Source organism: Deinococcus betulae (assembly GCF_020166395.1).
GTDB lineage: Bacteria > Deinococcota > Deinococci > Deinococcales > Deinococcaceae > Deinococcus > Deinococcus betulae.
Genome location: NZ_JAIQXU010000019.1, coordinates 17,661 through 34,050, shown reverse-complemented (window position 1 = coordinate 34,050; position 16,390 = coordinate 17,661). Strand labels below are relative to the sequence as shown.

Below are 16,390 nucleotides of genomic sequence, written 5' to 3'. Positions count from 1 at the left end.
AATTCATCTTAAGTTTTGATAATATCAATCTTCTCGCCTAATTCAGAGGTGTTTTTTCCATAGTAAGTTCTGGCGATCTTATCTATCATATCGAAGATTGCTTTAAAAGCATGTAGATCTGGTGGATCGCCTGCAGTCTTTCGCTTTTCTATAAATGATGCAAAAGCCGCTTTGGACAAATTTATACTCTCGATGTTATGATTCTCATCTAATCTAAAAACCTTGTCATCAATAATCAATTTATCCCATGACTTATTATTAGTGGTAATCCTTTTGTCTTGTTTATGGTGATTCGTATTCCTATCAAATTCATCTATTAAGAAGATTCTTCTACCATTTTCATCGGGAGTTGTTAAGTCCTTTGGTGTATATAACATCTCAATACAGAATGGCTGATCGGCGGGGAGGTGTCCTGGTCGTGGCAAAGTAAATCCATAGAGGTCGCTCCCAAGCTGCTTTGGCCCGTTTGCGTATCTTTCGTTTATTGTCTTATCATCAGAATCATATATAGCAATATGGAGATGCTCCAATGTTACCTTCTCTAAAACTTTAACGTGTGCCTCAAGATGCTTAATTCCCTCTATATCTGGATGAGGCTCCAAATTAAGATCGAGCGAAGGATATAAATTACTCTCTGCAAAGAATTCAAATGCTATTTGAAGATGTTTATAGTCGGTTTTTCCTTCCGCGAGTAGCCTCACTTTAAAAGTTTCGATCTTGTTATCGTCGTATGGTGGAGCCTTGTCAGTGCGGAAGCCTTTGTCGTGCTGCTGGTACATTCCTATGAGCTTCAAAACAACTGCATCCTCTCTTCCCCTAACTCTTTCCAGAAACTTTATTCTCCCCTCAATCACTCTTTTTATATCTTTTGCACTCTTATCAAATAAGTGGTGTTTGTTGTAAGCATTGACTGCATCCGACTCACCGTAGCGCACCAGTATATATATCAGATTCCTGAGGTCTCTTATGTAGCCTCTCTTGACGTTCAATTTCTCATTGATGACCACTCCGGTTACTATCTGCCTATTCCTTTTAGTGAGTAGTCGTGTCTTACTTTCGTTTAATGTGAAATCCTCATGCTCTATAATGTGTCTCAGTCTATCCGATATATTTCCGTCTGAATCTATGGCGCTTCGTGTCATTGAGATGGTGCGGTAAGATATAGTTATATCGTCGGCATATCTCGTATATAGACCTCCGCTACTCTTAGCAAAATTCATCATTTTCCTATCTAGCTTCCTAATAATTATGTTAGACAGAACAGGGGAAGTTGGCGCACCTTGAGGAAGAGCACCGTCTTTGGTCGAGAGCATTGCAATGAGGTGAGCTACCTCATCGCTAAAATTAAACGGAGCGGCAGTTAATACGCCAAAAATGCGTGCGCCGTTAATAGAAGGGTAAAAGTCTTTCAAATCGCATTTAAATAAGTACCTTCTGCCTATATGGCTCTGTGCGTTAGTTATGATGTCCCTATTTCTCCCGAAACCATGATTGCAATGAGGATTCGAAGGCTGATATATCTCGCTCAGAAGGATCGCTAATGATCTCTGTATGGCTTTTAGACCGCGATTCGGTGCATGTATTACCCGCTTCCCGCCAGACCTCTTTTTTACGTAGAAACTGACGTACTTTCTCTTATCTGATACGGCATAAGCAAAGTACGTCAGTTTAGATTTTGAGATGCCCAGCGCATTAGCTAAATCATCTTTGGTTTGCATATTTTGCTCAGCTAGCTTCCTCTAGTCGTTGTCAGGGGGCGGCTCGATATTTCGCGTTCCTGCCCAGCCTCGCCTCTCTCGCGGAAGATTTTCAACAGCGGCAGCGAACAACGCCTCCTGCGGACATTCGGCGCTGCTCGTGCTATGTGGATAAATCTCGATCCTATAAGAAAGACGCAAGTAGTGGTATTCCGTTTGCCGCAGCGAATACGCCGCAGAAAAACAAGCTAGCCGAGCACCCTTAAAATAGCATGCAAATTCAAACTTCCAGAGCCAGCTTATCCACATCATTCAGCAATGGCGTCCCTGCCGGATATTCCCCGTTAAAACACGCCAGGCACAACCCCGGCCCACTCACCGCTTCCCGAATGCCCTGCTCACTGATAAAGGTCAGGGTGTCGGCCCCAATCAACTCGCGGATTTCCTCGATGCTGTGGGTGCTCGCCACCAGTTCTTTACGGGCAGCGGTGTCAATGCCGTAAAAGCACGGGTGCTTGATGGGCGGGCTGCTCACCCGGAAATGCACTTCCGTCGCGCCCGCTTCCCGCAGCAGGTTCACGATCTGGCGGCTGGTCGTGCCGCGCACGATGGAGTCGTCCACCAGCACCACCCGTTTGCCCCGCACGGCGCTGGTGGGCGAGAGTTTCATCTTCACCTTCAGCTCGCGCGCCTCCTGGGTGGGGGCAATGAAGGTGCGGCCCGCATACGGGTTCTTGTATAGGCCGTAATCAAAGGGAATCCCGCTTTCGCGTGCGTAGCCAATAGCCGCGCCAATGCCGCTGTCGGGCACCGGCACCACAATATCGGCGTCCACGGGGTGTTCCTTGGCCAGCTGATGCCCCATGCGAATGCGGCTCTCGTGGCTATCCACGCCGTCCAGCTGGCTGTCACTGCGGGCAAAGTAAATCCACTCGAAGGCGCAGGGCGTCGGCTGGCGGGGCTGCACCATCAGGGAATGCAGGCCGCTGCGGTCCACCCAGACCAGTTCGCCGGGCAGCACGTCGCGCAGCAGGCGGGCGCCCACCGCGTACAGGGCGCAGGGTTCGCTGGCAATAGCGTAGGCGCCGTCGTCCCGTTGGCCAATCACCAGGGGCCGCACGCCATTAGGGTCGCGGAAGCCCAGCAGTTGCGTGCGGCTCATCAGCACGCAGGCAAAGCCGCCTTTCAGTTCCTTCATGGCGGCGGCGGTGGCCTCAATCAGATCCAGGTCGGCTTCGCGCGCAATCAGGTTCAGCATCACTTCGCTGTCGTTGGTGGTCTGAAACAGTGCGCCCTGCATCAGCATCGCGTTGCGGACTTCGCGGGCATTCACGAAGTTGCCGTTGTGGGCCAGTCCCAGAATGCCCTTGTTGGTGCGGGTCGTCAGCGGCTGGGCGTTAAAGCGCAGGTTGCTGCCCGTGGTGCTGTAGCGCACGTGCCCAATGCTCACGCGGGCGTTCGCCAGCCGCACGCTGTCCAGGCGGCGCTCGTCGAACACCTGGGTGACCAGCCCCAGGTCCTTTTCCACATGAAAGCGCTCGCCGTCCGAGACGCACATCCCCGCCGCCTCCTGGCCCCGGTGCTGCAGGGCGAACAGCCCCAGGTAGGTCAGCCAGGCCAGGTCGTTGGCTTCGGGCGAGTACAGGCCAAACACGCCGCATTCGTCCTGGGGTTTGTCGGTGACGGGGTCAAAAATCATCCCAGAATCCCTTTCAGCGGCGCATCGAACGCCTGGTGCAGCGTGTCAAGGTTCACGCTCAAGTGTATGTGGTGGGCCGGCAGGGCAATCGTGACGCTTGTTCCACCGCTCACACCTAACCGGCTGAACGGGACGCCGCGTTCCGCCAGCGCCGCCTCAACGTCAGCTTCATCGCGCGTGGCAACCAGGATGCGGCTGTGGGCCTCGCCGTACAGCACGGCGTCCGGGCGGGTATGGGCGGGAGCGTCCAACTCCACCTTCAGACCCACGCCGCCGGCAATCGCCATCTCGGCCAGGGCCACGGCCAGGCCGCCCTCGGCGCAGTCGTGGGCCGTGTCGGTCAGGCCCGCACGGATGAGGTGCAGGGCGGCATCAATCACGGCCTGCTCGCGGTTCAGGTCCAGCGTGGGCACCTGCCCAGCCTCCAGCCCATGCAAGGTTTCGAGGTACTGGCTGGCGCCAATGCTGTCGGCGTGGTCGCCAATCAGGTACAGGGTCTGACCTTCACCCTTCAAGTTCAGTGTGGCGCGCTTGGTCACGTCCGGCAGCACGCCCACCATGCCGATGGTCGGGGTGGGGTGAATGGCCACGCGCTCGTCGCCCTCGGTGTACTGGTTGTACAGGCTCACGTTGCCGCCCGTCACGGGGGTATTCAGGGCGCGGCAGGCGTCGGCAATGCCGTGTACAGCGCGTTCCAACTGGTAATAGACCTCGGGGCGGTGCGGGTTGCCAAAGTTGAGGTTGTCGGTAATCGCCAGCGGTGTGGCGCCCACGCAGGCCAGGTTGCGGGCGGCTTCGGCCACGGCGGCGGCGGCGCCCGCGTAGGGGTCCAGGTACACGAAGCGCGGATTGCAGTCGCTGGTGGCGGCCACGCCCATGCCGCTGCCCTTGACGCGCATGACGGCGGCGTCGGCGGCGCCCGGCATGACCACGGTATTCGTCATGACCTGATGGTCAAAGCGTTCAAAGATGGGCCGCTTGCTGGCAATAGTCGGGTGAGACAGGAGGTCCACCAGCACGGCGCCCAGGTCGCCCGGCACCGGCACACCGCTCAGGTCGCGTTCGCGCTTGGCTTTAATCTCCTCGGATTCCACGCCCTCGCGGGTGTACTTGGGGGCCTCGTTCAGCAGCGCCACGGGCAGGTCACAGACGACCTCGCCGCGCCAGGTCAGGCGGTAGTTGTGGTGGGCCTCCACCTGCCCAATCGTCACCACGTCCAGCTCCCACTTGGCCAGCAGGTCCAGCAAGTCCTGTTCCTTACCGGGTACGGGGACCAGAATCATGCGCTCCTGGCTTTCGCTCAGGCACAGCTCCATGGGCACCATGCCTTCTTCGCGGGTGGGCACGAGGTCCAGGTCCATGGTGATGCCCAGTTCCGCGCGGTAAGCCATCTCGCAGGTGCTGGAGACCAGTCCGGCGGCGCCCATGTCCTGCACCCCCGCCACCACGCCGGCCTGAATGGCTTCCAGCGTGGCTTCCAGCAGCAGCTTTTCCATGAAGGGGTCGCCCACCTGCACGGCAGGGCGGTCGGCCTGACTGGCGTTGCTGAGATCCGCCGAGGCAAATACGGCGCCGCCCAGGCCGTCACGCCCGGTTTTACTGCCGACGTAGACAATGGTGTTGCCGACCTCGCCCATCGTGCCCTTGGCCAGGTCTTCGTGGCGCATCAGGCCCAGGGCCATCACGTTCACCAACGGGTTTTCCTGGTAGCTGGGGTGAAAGGTCACCTCGCCGCCCACGGTGGGCACGCCAATGGCGTTGCCGTAGTGGGCAATGCCGTCCACCACGCCATTCACCAGAAACCTGGTGCGGGGGCTGTCGGGGTTGCCAAAGCGCAGGCTGTCCAGCACGGCAAAAGGCCGCGCGCCCATAGCGAAGATGTCGCGCAGAATGCCGCCCACGCCGGTGGCCGCACCCTGCACGGGCTCCACGGCCGACGGGTGGTTGTGGCTTTCCATCTTGAAGGCCACGCCCCAGCCGTCGCCAATGTCCACCACGCCTGCATTCTCGCCGGGCCCCTGGAGAACCTGCGGCCCCGTGGTCGGAAAGTGGCGGAACAGCGGGCGGCTGTTCTTGTACCCGCAGTGCTCGGACCACATGGCGCCTACGATGGCGGCTTCCAGGGCGTTCGGCTCGCGGCCAATGCGCGAAACCAGCAGGTCGAATTCTTCGGTGGTCAGGCCAAAGGTGCCGGCGCGGTCACGGAGAGAAGGGGCGGCTTGGGTCATGGAAACTCCTTGAGAACCAGGGCGACTTGACCCCGGTGATAGGCGGTATGGCGAAGGTGATACGACAGGCTGTCCACCACGCCGCGAGGTTTTTTCAGGGCTGGCTGGCTGGCCTCATCACTGAAACGTTCAGCTGGAGCGTGGTGAAGAGCGTTCGGCGCAGCATCGAAAACGGAGTGGAGAGCGTTCAAGATGGTGGCCGAGGTATCCGGTTCTGAAGCCAGCGAAGGGCCATAAACAGCTTGGACCCAAGAAGCTTGCTCAAACCCTAGATAACTCAAGGTGTGGCTGGGATTGAGGCCACTCAGGCCCGGCTGAATGGTGGCGCGTGTCCAGTCCATGATGTGTAGGGCATGCCAAGCGGGGCTGTGACCTGTCAACGCTGTATTGAACTGCTGGGCAGGGCAATTACCCAAAGCGGCCATAAACGCGGTAAATTCGGCGTCCAATAGTTGGCCAAATAGGGCGCGACAAGCTTCAAATAAGGTGCCAAGTGTCACGGCTGTCCCCTCTCTGCCAGCGCCCGCAGCCACCAGAGCAGGCCGCCGGCCGTCAGCACCAGCGCTAAAAAAGCGCTCAGGAACAGTTCAAAGAGGCCAGCGTCCACAGGTTCAAAAGCGGCGCTGCGGTAGGGGTTCCAGGTGGGCGCGACAGTGCCGAGCAGGCCGAGGGCGAAGGTCAGCAGCACGGTGAGCACCACAGCTGCCAGCAGCGCCGCCCCAACGGCCAGTCCCGCTCTGGGCCAGGGCAGCAGGGCCGGAACACGCCAGGCCGTGAAGACAGGCAGCAGCACCAGCGCCAGCAGCAAAGCAGCGCTGCCCCACAGCAGCAGCGTGTCCCACGGCAGGCGGCCCATGTTTTATCGCGCAGCCAGCGCGGCCGTCAGGCTCTCGAACAAGCCCCGGCCGTCTTCGCTGCCCAGCAGGGCTTCCACGGCGCGTTCGGGGTGCGGCATCATGCCCAGCACGTTGCCGCGCGCGTTCACGATGCCGGCAATGTCATTCAGCGACCCGTTGGGGTTGTCCACGTAGCGGAACACCACGCGCCCCTCATCTTCCAGCTGGGCAATGGTGTCTGGGTCTGCGTAGTAGTTGCCCTCGCCGTGGGCAATCGGAATTTCGATGACCTGACCCTGGGCATAGGCACGGGTAAACGCCGTGCCCGTGTTTTCCACGCGCAGATGCACGGGCCTGCACATAAAGTGCAGCTCGCGGTTGCGGCTCAGGGCACCGGGGAGCAGGCCCGATTCGGTCAGCACCTGAAAGCCGTTGCACACGCCCAGCACAAAGCCGCCGCGCTCGGCGTGGGCTTTCACCGCTTCCATAATCGGGCTGCGAGCGGCAATCGCGCCGCTTCGCAGGTGGTCGCCGTAAGAAAAGCCGCCGGGCAAAAACACGAGGTCGGTGCCCTGGGGCAGCTGCGCCTCGGTGTGCCAGACAAACTGGCTGCGTTCGTCCAGCAGCAGCTGCGCGGCGTGCAGGGCGTCGCCGTCGCAGTTGGACCCTGGGAACTGGATAACGGCGGTGTTCACGCCTCCTCCAGCTCCCAGCGGGCGTCTTCCATGACGGGGTTACTCAGCACATTTTCGGTGATGTCTTTCAGCTGCGCTTCGGCGGCCTCGCGGGTGCCGGTCAGGGTCAATTCGATGTACTTGCCCACGCGCACCCCGGCCACGTTGCCGTGGTCCAGGTGCGACAGGGCGCGCTCTACGGTGCGGCCCTGGGGGTCAAGGATGCTGGGCTTGAGGGTCACGAACACTTTGGCTTTGTAGGTGGACATAAAAGGCTCCAGAAATCGCGCGTTCAGGCGGCGCGGCAGATGTAGGCGGCAAAGACGCCGGACGAACTGTACTCGGCCTGCTCAATGCAAAAGCCGCTGCGTTCCAGCATGGGTTCCAGCAGCCAGGTAAAGGTGCTGAATTCTTCCCGGATGTGGGTGGCCAGCATGTCGGCGGTGTAGCTGCCGGGCGGATAGTGCGCGGCCGCTTCCAGCCACTGCGAGAGACTGGCCTCGGTCTGGGCAGGAGCAAAGGAAAAGGCGATGTCTTTCAGGCGCAGCACGCCGCCTGGCTTCAGGGCTGCGCGCAGCCGCCGCAGGGCCTGCACCTTCCAGAAATCCGGCAGATGGTGCAGGGCGTTGCGGCAGAAGATGAACTCCACGGGCGACGCCACCTGAAGACTCAGAAAGCTGCCTTTGATCAGCCTGACGTTGTCCAGGGCGGCGGCCCTGAGCTTTTCGGCGGCCGCGTCCAGCATGGCGCGTGAAGGCTCGACCAGCAGCACCTGCCGGCACAGGGGCGCCGCGGCCACCGCGAAAGTGCCTGTGCCCGCCCCCATGTCCAGCACCGTGTCCTGCCGGGAGAGGCCCAGGGCTTTTAGAACGTCGATGTCGGGCGCCGGGTCGAACTGGGCGCGCGCGTCGTAGGCCGCCACCTGGCCGGCGTCCAGATGTTCGGGGCCAGCGGTGCGCAGTTCGTCAAACGCCCAGGCGTGGGCAAGGGGGGAGGGGCCAGGCGTCATGGGTCAGGTGCCGGCGGGCGCCATCACGCGGCGCAGCATCTCGTTGTAGGCGTCTTCCACGCCGCCCAGGTCGCGGCGGAAGCGGTCTTTGTCGAGCTTCTCGCCCGTCTGGGCGTCCCAGAAGCGGCAGGTGTCCGGGCTGATTTCGTCGGCCAGGATGACGGTGCCGTCGGCGGTCCGGCCGAATTCCAGCTTGAAATCAATCAGCTTTACGCCGCGCGCCGCGAAATACGGCACCAGGAAGGCCTGCACCTTCAGCGCCAGTTCGCGGATGCGGTCCAGTTCTCCGGGGGTGGTCCAGCCCAGGGCCACGGCAGTGTCCGTATTGATGAGGGGGTCGCCCAGAGCGTCACTCTTGTAGCAGAACTCCACCACGGGACGCGCCAGGGCCGTCCCTTCCTCGATGCCCAGGCGTTTGCTGAACGACCCGGCCGCCACGTTCCGCACGATGACCTCCACCGGAATGATGGTCACAGCCCGCACGCGCTGCTCGGTCTCAGAGAGCTGCGCCAGAAAGTGCGTCGGAATCCCAGCCGCTTCCAGCTGCGGAAAGAGGTGGGCCGTGATGGCGTTGTTCACCGCGCCCTTGCCGCCAATCTGGGCCTTTTTCACGCCGTTAAAGGCGGTGGCGTCATCCTTGTACTCCACCACATACTCCTCGGCAGTGTCGGTGGCGTACACGCGCTTGGCCTTGCCCTCATACTTCAGTGCGCCTCTGGTGGTCATGCGGTCTCCGTGCCCTGGGCGGGCCAAGTAGGACAGGCGTCCCCCGTAACTTGGTCGGGGCGACGCCTGGATGTCGCGGTGCTGAACATGGGCTGTCTCCATCGCCGTCTCTCGGACGGGCTTACCGCGCCGGGCGCGGGGCGTCTCTCGGGACGCGGGTGGACATGGTGTGCAGTGGCCCCGGAAGGTCTGCCGTACCCCAGCGTAACACCCCGGCTGCGCGGGGCGGCCAGGGTGTTCAGAGGACTGGGACGAAAAGGGCGTTTGGGGCCTGGTGACAGGGTCCAGTGACGCGGTCTAGTGCGTGTCGGCCAAGTTCACGGGTCAAACTGAGGTATGCGCACCCATGACTACGATCTGATATTCCAAGGCGAAGGGCCTGAGTTCGCCGGGAAAGTCCTTGAACAGCTCGTAGGGCAGGAGTACAGGAGGCACGATGAGGTCTACTCGCCACATCAGGTCTTCGTGCTGGTCGAGGGACAGTGGTGGCGGATGTTCGCCGATGGCCTCATGCTGTACGTCCAACGCTGGGAGAAGGCACCTGAAGCGTTCGCAGTTCCTGAGGACGGGATGTTCTGGCCCCTGCGTGATCTAACCCGCGAACTGGATCTCTGGGGCGAGATCCTTCACGGGTGGTCATACGGGGTGAGAAACGCGCTTCCCTCCCTCACGCTCAATTTCGAAAGCGGCCTTCAGATCACTTTCTTCTCCAGCAATGACCATGCCTGGTCAGATTTCGACGTCACCCGGTGGAGCTGTTCCACGATGCCACAGCGCATGGCGGGAGGTCTTGATGACACCTTGGCCGACAAGCCCTAGTTTCAGAAAGGGCGCCTAGTGCCCGTGCCCGTGCCCGGCGCCGCGCTTGCCGCTGACTTCTTCACGCACCTCGGCCACCAGAAAGGTGCAGGCCTCGGCGCAGGGCAGGCCGCCCGGCACCCCGTCCAGGAAGGTGAAGGTCAGGCGCTCGCCGGCCCACAGGCGGGTGCGCAGGCAGCCGCTACAGACCTCCTGCGCCACATGTTCGACCTGGGCAGGCGTGGCCTTTTGCACCTTGGCGTAAATGCCGGTCTGGCGCCGCGCGGTGGTGGCCCAGGGCGTATGCCGCAGCGCGTGGCAGGAATGGGCGTACGTCTCTTCCACGACGGCCGGATACAGGTAATGCACGGCGCGGCGCAGGTCGGCTTCGTTCAGCACGGCGCGCCAGCCGCGCGGCAGGGTGCGCAGGGTATGCACCGGGCGGTGGTCGCCGCCGTCCGTCACGCGCGTCCGGTCACGCACCCCCTCGGGCGTCACCAGGGTCACCAGCTCGCCGCCAGGCAGCCCCTCGTCGAGCATGTGCCGCAGCTCGAAGACGCCCAGTTCGGGGGTCAGCAGCACCTCCCCTACACGCAGGCCCGCCCGCGCCCGCTCCAGAAAGGTCTGCCACGCCGCCTCGTGCCCGCGTTCGTGGTCGCCCTGGCCGCCTGCGCCGCGCGCCTCTTCGGCCAGGTGCAGCACCACGTCGGCCACCGCCGCGTGGGTGCCCACCGGCTTGGCGTAAAACACCTGCTGCGGGCCGTGCGGGTGGTCGGGAAAGGCCGTGACGGTGCCGGTCAGGCCCATATCCTCGGGAATGGTTTCCAGGGTATGCCAGCCTTCCGAGGCGAAAAAGGGCACGACCACGACGCGCGGGGCCTTCACCACGCCCGGCCAGGTGCCCACCTTCGGGTCCTCGTCCAGAAACAGGGCGTGTACCTCGGCAAAGTGGCCGCTGGCTCTCAGGCGGTCGGCGTTCTGGTAGATCACGCGGCTGCTGTTCTCATTGCGGGTGGTGCCGTGGCCCAGCACAATCAGGGCGGTGTCCTGCGGGCTGGCGTCGGGCAGGGCCTCGTGGGCGCGGGCCAGAATCACGTCGGTCATGGCCGGGTGAACGCCGTAAGGCAGCGTGTAGCGCACGGTGCGCCCGCCGATCACGCGCGCCACGCCTCCTTCAGGCACCGGCCCCTGGTGGCCCAGGCCCATCTCGCGCGGAATCACGGTCTCGGTAAAGTACCCCTCAGAGATAAACATGGGGATCACCGTGATGTCCGTGCTGGCCGTGGTTTTCAGCACCTGCCGCAGCGAGGGTTCTTCCTTCCAGTAGCCCTCAATGACTTCATCGAACAGGCCGCGCCCGCGCAGCAACTCCGCGTAGCGGTACACCGCGCCCGCCGATTCTCCGTTCAGGTGAGAGCCGTGACCAATCAGCACCAGTGAGCGCATACAGGGCCGACTGTAGCGCCGCCGGGGGCGTGGGATTGTCCCAAAAGGCGGGAAGTGGGGTGTGGGATATGGAAAGTGAAAACAGGAAGGCAGAACGCGCTGGGCTGTTCCACCCACCCCACAACTGCTTCTCTCAACTCCACTGAAGGCGCCCCTCACGCGCGGTCACGCCGGGCTGCGTAGGGTGGGGCCGTTCAAACACGGTGGGCGCCGCCCAGACAGATGGGTCTGAGGCTCTGCGCGCCGCCCGGCCCGCTTTCCCACGGAGGTTTCCATGTTCTTCCAGCAAAAAGATCGCCACGAACAGATGGCCCGCCTTGACCCGCGTGACACCAACGGCGACGGGCAGGTCAGCCCGCAGGAAGCGGCGGCCTATATCCGCGATTACCTGGACAATGCCTCGCCCGAGGAGCGCCAGCAGATCATGCGCGACTACGTCGGCGGCATGAGCGCAGATCAGCGCCGTGAAATGGGTGACGCCATCGTGCGCAGCCCCAGCAATCCGGTGCAGACCGTCCGTCATGACGATGACGACGACCTGATTGACGCCTACACCCGCACCGCCCAGGCCCCCGCCCAGGACGGCAAGAGTCCCCTGGAAGCGGCCTTTGCGCCGGGTGGGATGCTCAGCAGCCCGCTGGTGAAGGCCGGGCTGGTGGGGCTGGCCGGCATGATCGGCAGCCGCATGCTCAGGCGGTAAGAGAAAAGAGGGGAGAGGCGGGGCGCGGTGCAGAAGCCGCGCCCCGCTCCCATGTCTCTTTTCCTCCACTCCATGACCCACGGCCCACCTCCCCGACTACAATGGCCCGCAATGCCCCTGTCGTACCTCGCCCGCATTGCCCAGACCCCCGCCCCCACCTTTGAGGAAGGGGTGCGGGCCGCGCTGGTCGCGGCGCTGTGGACCGAGCTGGGCTACGTCACCGAGCGCGACGACGCCGGCAATGTGCTGACCCGCATCACCCCGCCCGGCACCGAGGGCCGCCCCGCCCTGCTGCTGGCCGCGCACCTGGATACGGTCTTTGAGGCCGGCACCGACGTGACGGTGCGCGAGGAAGGTGGGCGTCTGATCGGCCCCGGCGTGGGGGACAACAGCGCCAGCCTCGCGGTGGTGACAGCCCTGCTGCGCGATCTGCGCGGCGCGGCGGTGACCCTGCGCCGCCCGCTCTGGATTGCCGCCAACGTGGGCGAGGAAGGCCTGGGAGACCTGCGAGGCGCCAAGCACCTGCTCTCGCAGCACCGCGCAGCCCTGGGTGCCTTTGTGGCGGTGGACGGTTACCTGGGTATCGCGGTCACGCGGGCGGTGGGGGTGCGGCGTTACCGGGCGACCTTTGTGGGGCCAGGCGGCCACTCGTGGGGGGACCAGGCGCCCAGCGCCCTGCACGCTCTGGGCCGGGCCATCAGCGCCCTGTACGGGCTGCATCTGCCCACCAGCCCGCGTACCACCCTGAATGTGGGGGTGGCGGGCGGAGGCACCAGTGTCAACTCGATTGCCGGGCAGGCCGAACTGCTGCTGGACCTGCGCTCGCTGGACGCGGGCCTGCTCTCGGACCTGGATACGCGGGCGGTGGCGGCCCTGCATGCGGCGGCGCGGGAAGCTGGGGTGCGGGTGCAGCTGGAGCGGGTGGGGGATCGCCCCGGCGGCGACCTGGACAGCGGCGAACTCCTGCCTCTGGTCCGCGAGGCCGCGCGCGAGGTGCGGACCGACATTCGTGTGGCGTCCAGCAGCACCGACGCCAACGCCGCCGTGCCGCATGGCCTGCCGGCCGCCGCCGTGGGGGTGTACCGGGGTGGCAACGCCCACCGCACCGACGAATGGGTGCAGCTCAGCAGCCTGGGGCCGGGTCTGCGTTTCCTGCGCCGCCTGGTCGAACTGTATCAGCGGTCACCTGTGGCGTAGCCCAGAAAAAGGTCGTGTGGGCGGGCGCTTCTTGTAACGGCCGTCGCAATCCTGGCCCACCAAATTCCCATCTGCTGCGGGCAGAATAAGGGTCATCCATGACCAGCCCTGTCCCCCGCCGTCCCGCACCGCGTGTCTTCGCCCGGCCCTCTTTGCCGTTTCTGCGCGCCGCGCGTCTGGGCGGCCTGACCGCCCTGCTGCTGGGCGCGTCGCTGGCCCCTGGGGCCGCCGCGCAGGGTGTGGTCTCGCCCGCGCAGGACATCTTTAACAAGGTCAATCTGCTGATTCAGAACCAGTACGGCGGCCTGTCCACCGTGGACCGCGCCGCCCTGACCGAGGAGTATCAGCTGCGCCTGAGCGCCGTGTGTGCGCCTGCACCCGACACCTGCGAAGAAGCCAAGGCCTACCCCGTGCTGAGTGCCGAACTGACGGCCCTGGGGGACGACCACAGTTTCTTCAATACCCCAGAGGATTACCGCGAGTTCGTGGCCAGTGCCACTGGCGGCAACCGCCTGCAGTTTGGCGTCAAACTGGCCCGCTTAGACGGCCAGAACCGTGTGGTGACCGAAGTGGTGCCCGGCAGCGCCGCCGCAGAAGCGGGCCTGCAACGCGGCGACGTGCTGCAAACCATCGGTGGCCAGCCGTATGTCTATGAGGACCTGCGCCGCGCCCGCGAGGAAGGCCGGACCATCGTGCTGGGGGTGACGCGCCGCGCCGAGACGCTGACCCTGACCCTCACCGCGCGCGAGAGCAGCACCCGTGACCTGCCGCGCCTCTCGTTCGTGCCTGGCGCCGGGGCCGGCGAGGTGGCGGTGCTGCGCATTCCCACGTTCCTGTCGGGCGGCGGCATTGCCCAGGGTGTGCATGACCTGGTCGGGCAGGCGCAGGCGAGGGGCGCGACGGGCCTGATTGTGGACCTGCGCGGCAACGGCGGCGGCAGCCTGGCCGAGTGCGACAGTGCGGTCAGTGCCTTTGTGCCCAGCCTGACCCGCGTGGCGCGCAGCCCAGACGGCAACGACCGCACCGTGGTCAGCCGGGGCACCCGCATTGAAGACGGGATGGTGCGCGGCAGCGTGCGTAACCCCAACCTCTGGAGCGGCCCGGTAGCGGTGCTGGTGGACGAGGGCAGCGCCTCGTGCAGCGAGTTCTTTGCCTTCGAGATTCAGTACGCCGGGCGCGGCCCCATCATCGGTGAGGAAACTGCGGGTGTGGGCAACACCGCCACCCGCGTCTGGCCCGTAGGCGAGGGCGCCGTGCAACTGACCATCCTGAATTACGCCAAGCCTGACGGCACGCCCTACCCGCAGCGGGTGCAGCCCGACCAGGCCCGCGCCGAGGGTGAGCCCGAGATTCGCCAGCTCACGCAGGGCGTGGATACCTTGCTGCAAGCAGGCGTGCAGGCGCTGCAAAGTGCGCCGGCCCTGAGCCTGGACCCTTTCCGGTCGCAGCCGTAAGCCCTGAGCAGGAGCAAGCGGCCAGGCCCGGTGGGGTCTGGCCGCCTGCTTTGAGGGGATTGGCCGTCTGGCCCACTTGCCAGCTCTCCAGACTCCTCTTCAATGATTTGTAACAACGGTTGAATCTGGGGGAAGCAACAGGGAGAAAAATGATATCCGGGCGTCAAGTTTAGACATGGGTTCTGTTCCGGTTTGTCGCAGACGGGAGCTGTAGCCTGCTCATCAGCACGTTGCGGCTTTCTGTGTCACTGCGCCGCTTCTCGTACAGAGTCCCCTTGAGCACGGCCCAGCCGAGAGGGCAGCAGCTGCGACTCCATCTCGCGGGCTCCGGAACTTCTCCTTCTGGCTCTTGCCGGCTGCGCCGCTTTCCCAGTTCGCTCAGAGTTTATCGGGTGGTCTGCCCGACTCAATTGGAGCCCGTACCCGGTCCACTGGCTTTGACCACGTCGCAGCTCTCTCTATCTACCGCGCGGAACACCGCCCTCAACTGTCGGCCGCATCTCCATCCGGGCCACCATCAAAGCCTCGCAGCGCCCAGGCCAGGCCTACTGCACTGACGCCCCCGATGGCCGCCAGGGTCAACCACGGCAGGGCGCTCAGGCCCAGGTGAGCGCCCGTATCCACCAGCGCGCCCCCCAGCACGCTGCCGGCGGCCCCTCCCACGCCCAGGCTGATGGCTGAGAACCCGAAGTAACTGCCCACCAGCGCGCCCGGCGCAAAGCGCGCGGTCAGGGTCTGCTGGGTGGGGTACACGATCATGGTGCCCAGGCTATAGAGCGCCACGCAGGCGAGCAGCGCCGGAAAGGTGCCTGCCAGGCTCATCAGCCCCAGGCTGAGGCCCACCAGGGCCACGGCGGTAACCAGCGCCGTTCTGACCGGCAGCCAGCGCTCGACCAGGCGCAGCAGCGGATACTGCAGCAAGACGGCCAGTCCCGCCGAGAGGCCGTACAGCGGCCCCGTGGCCCCCGGCCCCGCCAGGCTGATGGCCTTGAGGGTGACCGCCACGTTGATTTGCGTGCTCAGGATGAAATAGCCAATCAGGACCAGCGTGAAGCGCCGAAACCGGGTGTCTTTCGCGGCCTGCCGCAGGCCCGCCAGGCTGCTGCCAGGGCGGCCCTCGGGGCGCAGGTGCGGCAGGGTGACGACCAGCACCAGGCCCGCCAGCACGTATACGCTGGCCGCCACCAGCGCCGCAGTTCGGAAGCCCAGGCCCAGCAGCGCGGTGCCGAGGAGGGGCCCCGTCACCATGCCGGCGTTGCCCGACAGGCTGGTCAGGCTGAACATGCGGGTGCGGTGGTCGGGGTGGGTCACCTGGGTAATGGCCGCACTCTTGGGCGCGTCAAACAGGCCGCCCCCCACCCCAGCCAGCAGCGCCGAAGCGAGCAGCTCGGGCAGGCTGTCCGAAAAGCCCATCCAGGCAAAGCCCAGGGTCCGCAGCGCGCAGCCCCAGACGATCAGCGGTTTTGGCCCCAGGCGGTCGGCCCAGGCGCCGCCAAATACGGTCAGGCCCTGCTGGGTCAACTGGCGCAGGCCCAGCACCAGCCCCACGCTGGCCGCCGCCCAGCCCAGCCCGCCCTGGGCCACTGGACCGCTGAAGTGCACCGTGACGAGGGGAATCACGGCAAAGAAACCGCCCCACATCAGAAAGTTGGCGGCCACGAGGCCCAGCTGCGCCGCCGAGGGGCGAAAGGGAACGGGGGGTGTCCTCACGCCGGGCAGGCTACACCCGGCCGGCCTGGCGTTGTCCCGCCGGCCGACACCAGGGCAGAGCGGCCTTAGAGACCAACGCTGCCGCACGGGGCTTTGCGGCTAAGATCGTGACCCTGAGGAAAGTGCGGTTAGTATTTTGGGACTGCCCAGCAGGTGCAGAGCTGTATTCACAGCATCTGCCAGTTCCACCTTGAGACCAGGGGCGCCTTTTTCAAC

The 16,390-nt window shown here is 63.8% G+C and carries 15 protein-coding genes; 4 read left to right on the top strand and 11 right to left on the bottom strand.

Annotated features, from left to right (window positions below):
- Positions 1 to 8: 8 nt before the first annotated feature.
- The 9 genes from K7W42_RS14410 to purC all read right to left on the bottom strand — a co-directional run bounded on the left by K7W42_RS14410 (position 9) and on the right by purC (position 8,869).
- The gene (locus tag K7W42_RS14410; RefSeq protein WP_224575590.1) at positions 9 to 1,718 is read right to left on the bottom strand and encodes a reverse transcriptase domain-containing protein; all 1,710 of its coding nucleotides are present in this window, start codon (positions 1,716 to 1,718) and stop codon (positions 9 to 11) included.
- Between the two features lie 259 nt (positions 1,719 to 1,977).
- The gene (purF, locus tag K7W42_RS14405; protein WP_224575589.1) at positions 1,978 to 3,396 is read right to left on the bottom strand and encodes an amidophosphoribosyltransferase; all 1,419 of its coding nucleotides are present in this window, start codon (positions 3,394 to 3,396) and stop codon (positions 1,978 to 1,980) included.
- A complete protein-coding gene (gene purL, locus K7W42_RS14400; RefSeq protein ID WP_224575587.1) occupies positions 3,393 to 5,624 on the bottom strand; it encodes a phosphoribosylformylglycinamidine synthase subunit PurL in 2,232 nt (743 codons plus the stop codon). The genes purF and purL overlap by 4 nt, the downstream gene beginning before the upstream one ends.
- A complete protein-coding gene (locus K7W42_RS14395; protein WP_224575585.1) occupies positions 5,621 to 6,124 on the bottom strand; it encodes a DinB family protein in 504 nt (167 codons plus the stop codon). Before K7W42_RS14395 ends, purL begins: the two co-directional genes overlap by 4 nt.
- Positions 6,121 to 6,480 (bottom strand): hypothetical protein, encoded by a 360-nt coding sequence (locus tag K7W42_RS14390; protein WP_224575583.1) that lies wholly within the window; start codon positions 6,478 to 6,480, stop codon positions 6,121 to 6,123. Before K7W42_RS14390 ends, K7W42_RS14395 begins: the two co-directional genes overlap by 4 nt.
- A 3-nt stretch (positions 6,481 to 6,483) precedes the next feature.
- Positions 6,484 to 7,155 (bottom strand): phosphoribosylformylglycinamidine synthase subunit PurQ, encoded by a 672-nt coding sequence (gene purQ, locus K7W42_RS14385; protein WP_224575581.1) that lies wholly within the window; start codon positions 7,153 to 7,155, stop codon positions 6,484 to 6,486.
- Positions 7,152 to 7,403: a phosphoribosylformylglycinamidine synthase subunit PurS gene (gene purS / locus K7W42_RS14380; RefSeq protein WP_224575579.1), complete on the bottom strand. Its 252-nt coding sequence runs from the start codon at positions 7,401 to 7,403 to the stop codon at positions 7,152 to 7,154. Before purS ends, purQ begins: the two co-directional genes overlap by 4 nt.
- Positions 7,404 to 7,426: 23 nt before the next feature.
- Positions 7,427 to 8,143, bottom strand: coding sequence for a class I SAM-dependent methyltransferase (locus tag K7W42_RS14375; protein WP_224575577.1), 717 nt, complete (start codon positions 8,141 to 8,143; stop codon positions 7,427 to 7,429).
- Positions 8,144 to 8,146: 3 nt separating this feature from the next.
- Positions 8,147 to 8,869 (bottom strand): phosphoribosylaminoimidazolesuccinocarboxamide synthase, encoded by a 723-nt coding sequence (purC, locus tag K7W42_RS14370; protein ID WP_224575575.1) that lies wholly within the window; start codon positions 8,867 to 8,869, stop codon positions 8,147 to 8,149.
- Between the two features lie 336 nt (positions 8,870 to 9,205).
- Between purC and K7W42_RS14365 the strand changes: the two genes are divergently transcribed.
- Positions 9,206 to 9,688 carry a hypothetical protein gene (locus K7W42_RS14365; RefSeq protein ID WP_224575573.1) on the top strand — a complete coding sequence of 161 codons (483 nt, stop codon included), beginning with the start codon at positions 9,206 to 9,208 and terminating at the stop codon, positions 9,686 to 9,688.
- A 15-nt stretch (positions 9,689 to 9,703) separates the two neighbouring features.
- Here the strand turns inward: K7W42_RS14365 and K7W42_RS14360 are convergent, their stop codons facing one another.
- Complete coding sequence (locus K7W42_RS14360) at positions 9,704 to 11,113, bottom strand: CbiX/SirB N-terminal domain-containing protein (RefSeq protein ID WP_224575571.1); 1,410 nt, start codon at positions 11,111 to 11,113, stop codon at positions 9,704 to 9,706.
- A gap of 274 nt (positions 11,114 to 11,387) precedes the next feature.
- Here K7W42_RS14360 and K7W42_RS14355 point away from each other — a divergent pair, with 274 nt between their 5' ends.
- The 3 genes from K7W42_RS14355 to K7W42_RS14345 all read left to right on the top strand — a co-directional run bounded on the left by K7W42_RS14355 (position 11,388) and on the right by K7W42_RS14345 (position 14,464).
- Positions 11,388 to 11,813, top strand: coding sequence for an EF-hand domain-containing protein (locus K7W42_RS14355; protein ID WP_224575569.1), 426 nt, complete (start codon positions 11,388 to 11,390; stop codon positions 11,811 to 11,813).
- Between the two features lie 111 nt (positions 11,814 to 11,924).
- Positions 11,925 to 13,010: a M20/M25/M40 family metallo-hydrolase gene (locus K7W42_RS14350; RefSeq protein ID WP_224575568.1), complete on the top strand. Its 1,086-nt coding sequence runs from the start codon at positions 11,925 to 11,927 to the stop codon at positions 13,008 to 13,010.
- A 98-nt stretch (positions 13,011 to 13,108) separates the two neighbouring features.
- On the top strand, positions 13,109 to 14,464 hold the full coding sequence (locus tag K7W42_RS14345; protein WP_157460269.1) for a S41 family peptidase: 1,356 nt from the start codon (positions 13,109 to 13,111) through the stop codon (positions 14,462 to 14,464).
- Positions 14,465 to 14,947: 483 nt separating this feature from the next.
- Here K7W42_RS14345 and K7W42_RS14340 read toward each other — a convergent pair whose 3' ends face one another.
- Positions 14,948 to 16,174, bottom strand: a complete 1,227-nt coding sequence (locus K7W42_RS14340) for an MFS transporter (RefSeq protein WP_369411367.1) — start codon at positions 16,172 to 16,174, stop codon at positions 14,948 to 14,950.
- Positions 16,175 to 16,390: the final 216 nt, after the last annotated feature.

What these genes read in the sequence shown, in the direction of transcription:
- K7W42_RS14365 (WP_224575573.1), top strand. Translation starts at nt 9,206, where the DNA reads ATGCGCACCCATGACTACGATCTGATATTCCAAGGCGAAGGGCCTGAG.
- K7W42_RS14345 (WP_157460269.1), top strand. Translation starts at nt 13,109, where the DNA reads ATGACCAGCCCTGTCCCCCGCCGTCCCGCACCGCGTGTCTTCGCCCGG.
- purL (WP_224575587.1), bottom strand. Translation starts at nt 5,624, where the DNA reads ATGACCCAAGCCGCCCCTTCTCTCCGTGACCGCGCCGGCACCTTTGGC.
- purS (WP_224575579.1), bottom strand. Translation starts at nt 7,403, where the DNA reads ATGTCCACCTACAAAGCCAAAGTGTTCGTGACCCTCAAGCCCAGCATC.
- K7W42_RS14360 (WP_224575571.1), bottom strand. Translation starts at nt 11,113, where the DNA reads ATGCGCTCACTGGTGCTGATTGGTCACGGCTCTCACCTGAACGGAGAA.
- K7W42_RS14355 (WP_224575569.1), top strand. Translation starts at nt 11,388, where the DNA reads ATGTTCTTCCAGCAAAAAGATCGCCACGAACAGATGGCCCGCCTTGAC.
- K7W42_RS14350 (WP_224575568.1), top strand. Translation starts at nt 11,925, where the DNA reads ATGCCCCTGTCGTACCTCGCCCGCATTGCCCAGACCCCCGCCCCCACC.
- purC (WP_224575575.1), bottom strand. Translation starts at nt 8,869, where the DNA reads ATGACCACCAGAGGCGCACTGAAGTATGAGGGCAAGGCCAAGCGCGTG.
- K7W42_RS14375 (WP_224575577.1), bottom strand. Translation starts at nt 8,143, where the DNA reads ATGACGCCTGGCCCCTCCCCCCTTGCCCACGCCTGGGCGTTTGACGAA.
- purF (WP_224575589.1), bottom strand. Translation starts at nt 3,396, where the DNA reads ATGATTTTTGACCCCGTCACCGACAAACCCCAGGACGAATGCGGCGTG.
- K7W42_RS14410 (WP_224575590.1), bottom strand. Translation starts at nt 1,718, where the DNA reads ATGCAAACCAAAGATGATTTAGCTAATGCGCTGGGCATCTCAAAATCT.
- K7W42_RS14390 (WP_224575583.1), bottom strand. Translation starts at nt 6,480, where the DNA reads ATGGGCCGCCTGCCGTGGGACACGCTGCTGCTGTGGGGCAGCGCTGCT.